At 32.7% G+C, this 7053-nt stretch carries 6 protein-coding genes; all 6 read left to right on the forward strand.

The window, feature by feature from the left end:
- Positions 1–158 precede the first annotated feature (158 nt).
- The 6 genes from NTX22_07555 to NTX22_07580 all read left to right on the forward strand — a co-directional run bounded on the left by NTX22_07555 (position 159) and on the right by NTX22_07580 (position 6833).
- The gene (locus NTX22_07555; GenBank protein ID MCX6150358.1) at positions 159–518 is read left to right on the forward strand and encodes a four helix bundle protein; all 360 of its coding nucleotides are present in this window, start codon (positions 159–161) and stop codon (positions 516–518) included.
- Positions 519–575: 57 nt separating this feature from the next.
- Complete coding sequence (locus NTX22_07560) at positions 576–1778, forward strand: DegT/DnrJ/EryC1/StrS family aminotransferase (GenBank protein ID MCX6150359.1); 1203 nt, start codon at positions 576–578, stop codon at positions 1776–1778.
- Positions 1779–1893: 115 nt separating this feature from the next.
- On the forward strand, positions 1894–2193 hold the full coding sequence (locus tag NTX22_07565; protein MCX6150360.1) for a four helix bundle protein: 300 nt from the start codon (positions 1894–1896) through the stop codon (positions 2191–2193).
- 396 nt (positions 2194–2589) lie between these two features.
- Complete coding sequence (locus NTX22_07570) at positions 2590–4038, forward strand: sugar transferase (protein MCX6150361.1); 1449 nt, start codon at positions 2590–2592, stop codon at positions 4036–4038.
- Between the two features lie 1386 nt (positions 4039–5424).
- A complete protein-coding gene (locus NTX22_07575; protein ID MCX6150362.1) occupies positions 5425–6426 on the forward strand; it encodes a Gfo/Idh/MocA family oxidoreductase in 1002 nt (333 codons plus the stop codon).
- A gap of 50 nt (positions 6427–6476) precedes the next feature.
- Complete coding sequence (locus tag NTX22_07580; protein MCX6150363.1) at positions 6477–6833, forward strand: four helix bundle protein; 357 nt, start codon at positions 6477–6479, stop codon at positions 6831–6833.
- Positions 6834–7053: the final 220 nt, after the last annotated feature.

The raw sequence follows: 7053 nt of genomic DNA on the forward strand, positions 1-7053 counted from the left end.
TCAAATACTTAAAAGAAAAAAAATAATTTTCATTCTTTGTTACTATATCACTTTGTAACATTGTTACAGCTATGGAGGAAAAAATGAACATTCCCTTTCTTGATTTAAAGCTAAAAGAAGTGACAAAGTAACAGGTAACAAAGTAACAAGGCAACTGAGTGAAAACGCATAAAGATTTGGATGTTTGGAAGAATTCAGTCGATTTAGTTGTTTCTATTTATGAAATAACTAAAGTGTTTCCCAAGGAAGAAATGTATGGAATGACTAATCAGTTGAGGAGAGCTGCAGTATCAATTCCATCAAACATTGCTGAAGGTGCTGCAAGAGCGGGCAATAAAGAATTTATCCAATTCCTATATATATCATTGGGGAGTATGTCTGAAGTAGAAACTCAATTAATTATCGCGAACAAAATTAGTTTTATAAGTGAAGGAATTTTAAGTGAACTTCTTAATAAAATAAATTTGGTTCGTTCACAAATAAGTGGATTAATCAAATACTTAAAAGAAAAAAAATAATTTTCATTCATTGTTACTATATCACTTTGTAACATTGTTACAGCTATGGAGGAAAAAATGAACATACCCTTTTTGGATCTCAAAGCGCAATATCGTTCAATTAAAGAAGAAGTATTACCTGCAATTAATAATGTCTTGGATAATACTGCCTATGTCCTTGGTAAACCTGTAATGGAATTTGAGCAGGATTTTGCAAAAGCTCATAACGCTAAATATTGTTATGGAGTTAGTTCCGGTACAGCCGGCAATCATATGGTTTTATGGGCACTTGGTATTGGTCCCGGTGATGAGGTGATAATTCCTGCTAATACATTTATTGCTACTGCATGGGGGGCAACATTATGCGGTGCTACTCCAGTATTTGTAGATTGTCATACGGAAAGCTATAATATTGACCCAACCAAAATAATCTATGCTATTACTCCTAAAACAAAAGCTATTGTTGTTGTTCATCTTTATGGCCAGCCAGCAGATATGGAGGGGATAGTGGAAGAATTAAGAAATAAGAATTACGAAGTAAAAGAAAAAGGGGTGTTTGAGCATCAGATAAATGGACAGAAAATATATTTGGTTGAGGATTGTGCACAGGCGCATATTTCAGAGTATAAAGGTATAAAGGTAGGAGGTATAGGGAAAGCGGCTTCCTTTAGTTTTTATCCAGGAAAGAATTTGGGTGCGTATGGAGAAGGCGGCGCAGTTATGACAGATGATGAAAACCTTGCTAAGAAATTTAAAATGATACGCGACCATGGCGCTGAACAAAAATATTACCATCAAATGTATGGTCATAATTATAGGATGGAAGGAATACAGGGTGCGGTACTCGGAGTTAAATTAAAACACCTTGAAGATTGGACGAACGGCAGAAGAAGAGCCGCGGCTAAGTATAAAGAATTACTTAAAGACGTTGAAGAAATTAAGTTACCTAAAGAAATGGATTATGCGAAGCATGTTTATCATCTGTTTGTTATTCAAGTTTTATCTTCTCCCCTTACCGAAAGGGGAGAACACAAGAGGGGTTCTTCTGAGCGTGATGCCTTACAAAAATATTTAAATGAAAATGGAATAGCGACAGGGTTGCATTATCCGGTTCCGTTGCATGAACAACCATGTTTTAGTCATCTCGGATATAAGAAGGGGGATTTTCAGGTTACCGAACAATTAGCAGAATGTGGATTATCTTTACCTATGTTTGCAGAAATAACCGATGAACAGATAGAATATATTTGCGATCATATAAAAGGGTTTATGAAGAGATAAAAAGTAAGAAATAAGAAGGAAGAAATAAGAAGTAAGAAGGAAGCAGTAAGAAGCAAAAATGAAGGAAAGGGATTTAAGTGATAGGTTTTTAAACTTTGCTATAAAGTGTTTTTAATTGCTTTCTCAAATTCCTCCCAAAAGAGAATACGATGTTTTAAAATATCAACTTTCTAAATCTTCCACTTCGATTGGTGCTAATTATGAAGAATCTCAGAATACAACTTCAAATGAATTTTCACAAAGAATACGCATTTCAGTGCGTGAAGCATTAGAAACTCGTTATTGGTTAAAGTTGATTTCCGCTTTGAATCTTTGTAATGTTGAATTGAGAATATTTTTACAAAAAGAGATAGATGAAATTATTAAAATTCTCAGGGCAATCTTAAAAAAAACCAATCAACATCATAATGTATAAAAGTCATTCTAATATTTAATCCCCCATTTTTTATTTTTTTTTGTCTTAAATCTTAAATCTTAAATCTTAATTCTTAACTCTTAAATCTTATTTCTTAACTCTTATTTCTTAACTCTTATTTCTTAACTCTTAAATCTTATTTCTTAACTCTTAAATCTTATTTCTTAACTCTTATTTCTTAACTCTTATTTCTTAATTCTTAACTCTTATTTCTTAACTCTTAAATCTTAACTCTTAAATCTTATTTCTTAACTCTTATTTCTTAACTCTTATTTCTTAACTCTTAAATCTTATTTCTTAAATCTTATTTCTTAACTCTTAAATCTTAACTCTTATTTCTTAACTCTTAACTCTTATTTCTTAACTCTTAATTCTTAACTCTTATTTCTTATTCGAATGAAAATTCCCAAGTATAAAATTATCCTTGCAATAACAGACTATTTTATAATTATGTCTGCATTCATCTTGTCTGCTTTTTTTGCACATGTTAAAATGGATCAGGAATTCAATTGGTATAATTTTATACTTGCATATCCGCAGACTTTTCTTCTTTTTCTTATTTTCCCATTTATTTATAACTTCATTCAACAATCCAACGGTCTTTACAAATTAAATAATTTTCTTACTATTGTTCAGCAAAGTGCTGCCCTTGTCAAATCCTTGTTTTATTCATTCATTGCATTAATAATTATTTCTTTCCTTATAAAATTCAGGTTTCTTCTGGATTCTAGGTTATTTGTAATTTCAGTTCTGTCATTTACTTTTTTGTTTTCTTTAATTATCCGGGTTTTGGTACTAAGAAAATTTTATTTATTGTTTGCCGAAAAAAAGATACTAAAAAGAAATATTTTAATAATTGGTGCTGGTAAAAGTGGTAAATTAATTGCCACAAAATTCTTGTTTGAAAATAATGCGGGATTAAATATTAGCGGCTTTGTTGATGATAATATTGCCATTGGTGAGAAGGTCATAAAAAATTTACAGATTCTGGGTGGTGTAAACGATTTAACAACGATCGTTAGCCATATTAAAGTTGATGAAGTACTAATTGCGATAGATAATACTTCATATGACCGGCTTCTGGAAATTGTTGATGTTTGTAATAAGCTTGGTCTAATGGTTAGGCTTACTTCTGAATTATTTAAAATAATTCCGCAAAAGCTTATAACCGATGCATATTATGGAATACCATTGATTGAATCTTCTCCGGTTATAGATCCCAAAGTAAATTATTTTTATAAACGAGGCATAGATATAATTGGATCTTTATTTGGTCTTATTCTTCTTTCCCCTTTGTTTTTAATAATTGCAATAATTATTAAGATAAATTCTAAAGGACCTGTACTATTTAAACAGACAAGAATAGGCAAGTACGGTAAACCTTTCATGTTTTATAAATTCAGGTCGATGACGATTGTTGATAATGATGATAAGGAAAGAGAGAAGAAAATGATCGAGTTTATGAAGGAAAACAATTCAAATGGAAGAAAATTTTCTAAAGTTATAAATCAGGGTAGGGTTACTAAAATTGGAAAGCTTATCCGCAAAAGTTCTATAGATGAACTGCCACAGTTATTTAGTGTTCTAAAAGGTGAAATGAGTCTTGTTGGTCCAAGACCTTGTCTACCATATGAATTTGATAATTATGATGAATGGCAAAAACGAAGATTATCTGCTGTTCCAGGTTGTACAGGTGTTTGGCAGGTTTCTGGCAGAAGTGAAGTAACATTTAATGATTCGGTAGTGCTTGATATATATTATATTAACAATATGACACCATGGCTCGATTTGCAGATCATCTTAAAAACATTACCCGTCATGTTCTTTGCAAAAGGAGGAAAATGAGTGGCAGGAAACAAGCGGAAAGCAGTAGGAAGTAGGTAGAAAGTAGTGGGAAGTAGGTAGTATGGAGTACAAAGGATTTAGAGATTTAATAGTCTATTAACTTTCTTCTAAATTAGCATTAGAAATTTTTGAGATAACAATAATGAGTCCACTCTAAAAAGGTCATTCCCGTAAATCGCATAGGCGTCAACTTAAGGTAAAATATTTAGTTTATGATGAAAATAACACCGACTTTTCAAGTCGGGGAAAGAATATTCTCCAAGAATTTAGGGCTTTAGCCCAACATTTGGATTGTATTGGACTAAAGTCCAGGATTTTTTGAGGGTACCGATACTCTGGCATAAATGCCGGAGCTATTCAAGCACAAAATTTCCTTAAGTTGCCGCCAATGCGAGGATCGGGACTCATAACTTAAAACTATGTAGCTTGGCTATTCTGTTTTCCGTCTTCTGAGTTATATCTTCTATCGTTTGACATCTGACGTTTGACGTTTCATAACTAAAAACTAAACACTCAAAACTCTTTGCTTTTGTCATCCTGAACAAAGTGAAGGATCTGCCTTTGTCAACGAAGAATCTATTGTTTGGAGAATAAATATAGCGTTTTACTTAGTAACCCCACCATTCAGAGGCTGTGTTAAAATAGAAAGTTAAAGGCAACCCACGAATTTATTCGTGGGAAATTAGTGAAAAAACAGAGCAAGATAACCGACCTGCCTGGCGGTAGACAGGTTCATCGGTTTACAGATTAATTTTCACACAGCCTCTTCAGGGTTGGGATTATACAAGCCCTGCTAATTCAGGCTTTAGCCCTAAAACAAGTATATTTTTGTGGTTGCCATTATGTGTTGATTCGTCTTTGTCCTTCAAGTACATGTCGGTTCTATAATATGTTTTGTGTAAGATGACTCAATAATTCAAAATATTATTAAAATAATTTTCTGAATCGTCCATTATCCGTCAACCATTAAACATAATACATAGCAGTTTACCTCTTGGTTTTACTTAGTATGTCACCTTACGCAGCATTTTGAACTCTACCCCAAATCCCCTTCTCTTTGAAAGAGAAGGGGACTAAGGAGATGAGTTTTTTGGCTCAAATATCTAACGATGCGTAAGGTGGCTTACTAAATTAATTGATTCATTTGGAGACGCCAATGAAACTGAGATTTGGATAGATTTTTCTAAGGATTTCGGATACATTGATGAGGTAAAACAAAAATATTTTGTTGAAAAATATAATGAAGTATGCAAAATGTTAAGTAGTATGATTAGTAATCCCGAAAAATTCTCTTATTACTTACTTCTTACTTCTTACTATCTACTCCTTACTTCTTACTACCTACTTCATACCGTCTACTAAATACTAAACAAACGCGAGGTTAAAATGAAAGTTGCAGTCTTGGGTCTTGGTTATTGGGGCCCAAATCTTGTCCGGAATTTTCTGGGTAATTCAGAAGTAAAAGAAGTAATCGGCTGCGATAGAAATCCGGCCCGATTGAACTTTATTGAAACCAGATTTCCTTCTGTTAAATTGACCGATGATTGTGAATCGGTCTGTTCTGATTCCTCAATCGACATCATTGTCATTGCTACTCCGGTTGCGTTGCATTATCCTTTTGCAAAAAAGGCTCTGGAATCCGGTAAACATGTTTGGGTTGAGAAACCATTCACAACAACCTCCCGGGAAGCTGAAGAATTAATTGAGATTGCTGAAAAGAAAAACCTTAAGGTTTTTGTTGATCATACTTTTATTTATACTGGTGCGGTAAGGAAGATTAAAGAAATAGTTGATAAGGATACCCTTGGTGATATAATTTATTTTGATTCTGTTAGAATTAATCTTGGTTTATTCCAGAATGACGTTAATGTTATTTGGGATCTTGCCCCTCATGATCTTTCGATAATGAACTATATTATGAATAAAAAAGTAACTGCAATTACTGCTAATGGGATTGCTAATTATTACAACCACGAGAATGTAGCCCATATAGCAGTCTACTTTGAGAATAACTGCTTTGCTCATTTTCATGTCAATTGGACATCACCCGTTAAAATTAGAAGAATGATTGTCGGCGGTAAGAAAAAAATGCTCGTCTTTGATGATATGGAGAACTTCGAAAAGATTAAGGTTTATGATGCAGGAATTGAAATGGAGAACAAGGAAGATAAATATAATGCACTTGCTCAATATCGGATTGGCGATATGTATTCACCTAAAGTAAACCAGACAGAAGCGCTGAGTCTTGGAGTAAAGGAATTTATTGATTCTATCAAAGAAAACAGGAAACCATTAACAAATGCGGAAGACGGTTTAAAAGTGGTTAAAATACTTGAAGCCGCACAACAATCAGTTAAAGAAAAAGGAAAGCTAATAGAAATTAATTAAGTAACAAAGTGATGATGTGACAAAGTAACATTAAAATAAAAAGGGAAGAGGTGAAAACGCATAAGGATTTAGAGGTATGGAAGAATTCTATTGGCTTGGTTACAGATATTTATAAAATCACTCATGAATTTCCTAAAGAAGAATTATTTGGAATTGTAAACCAGATACGCAGAGCATCTATATCCGTGCCCTCAAATATTGCAGAAGGGGCAGGAAGACATTCACCAAAAGAATTTATCCGGTTCCTTTATATTGCAGTTGGAAGCCTATCTGAATTAGAAACACAGTTTATTATAAGTAGAAATTTAGAATTTATTGATGATCTGTTTTGGGAAAATCTAAATAATAAGATAATTCTAATCCGCTCTCAGTTATTTGGTTTAATTAAACATTTACAAATTAAATAGTAATGTTATTTATTACTTTTTGCCCTGTTACTTTGTTACAATGTCTCCCTGTTACTCGGTTGAATCAATCATCTTATTACTTTGTCACAAAAAAATAGGAGTAAAAATGGAAAAGAAAAACATCAATAATGTAAAACTCGGTAAAGATGTAAAGATTTTTGATTTCGTTAATCTTTATGGCTGCTCAATTGATGATAATACTAAGGTTGGTACATTTGTT

It is taken from the genome of Ignavibacteriales bacterium (assembly GCA_026390815.1).
GTDB lineage: Bacteria > Bacteroidota > Ignavibacteria > Ignavibacteriales > SURF-24 > JAPLFH01.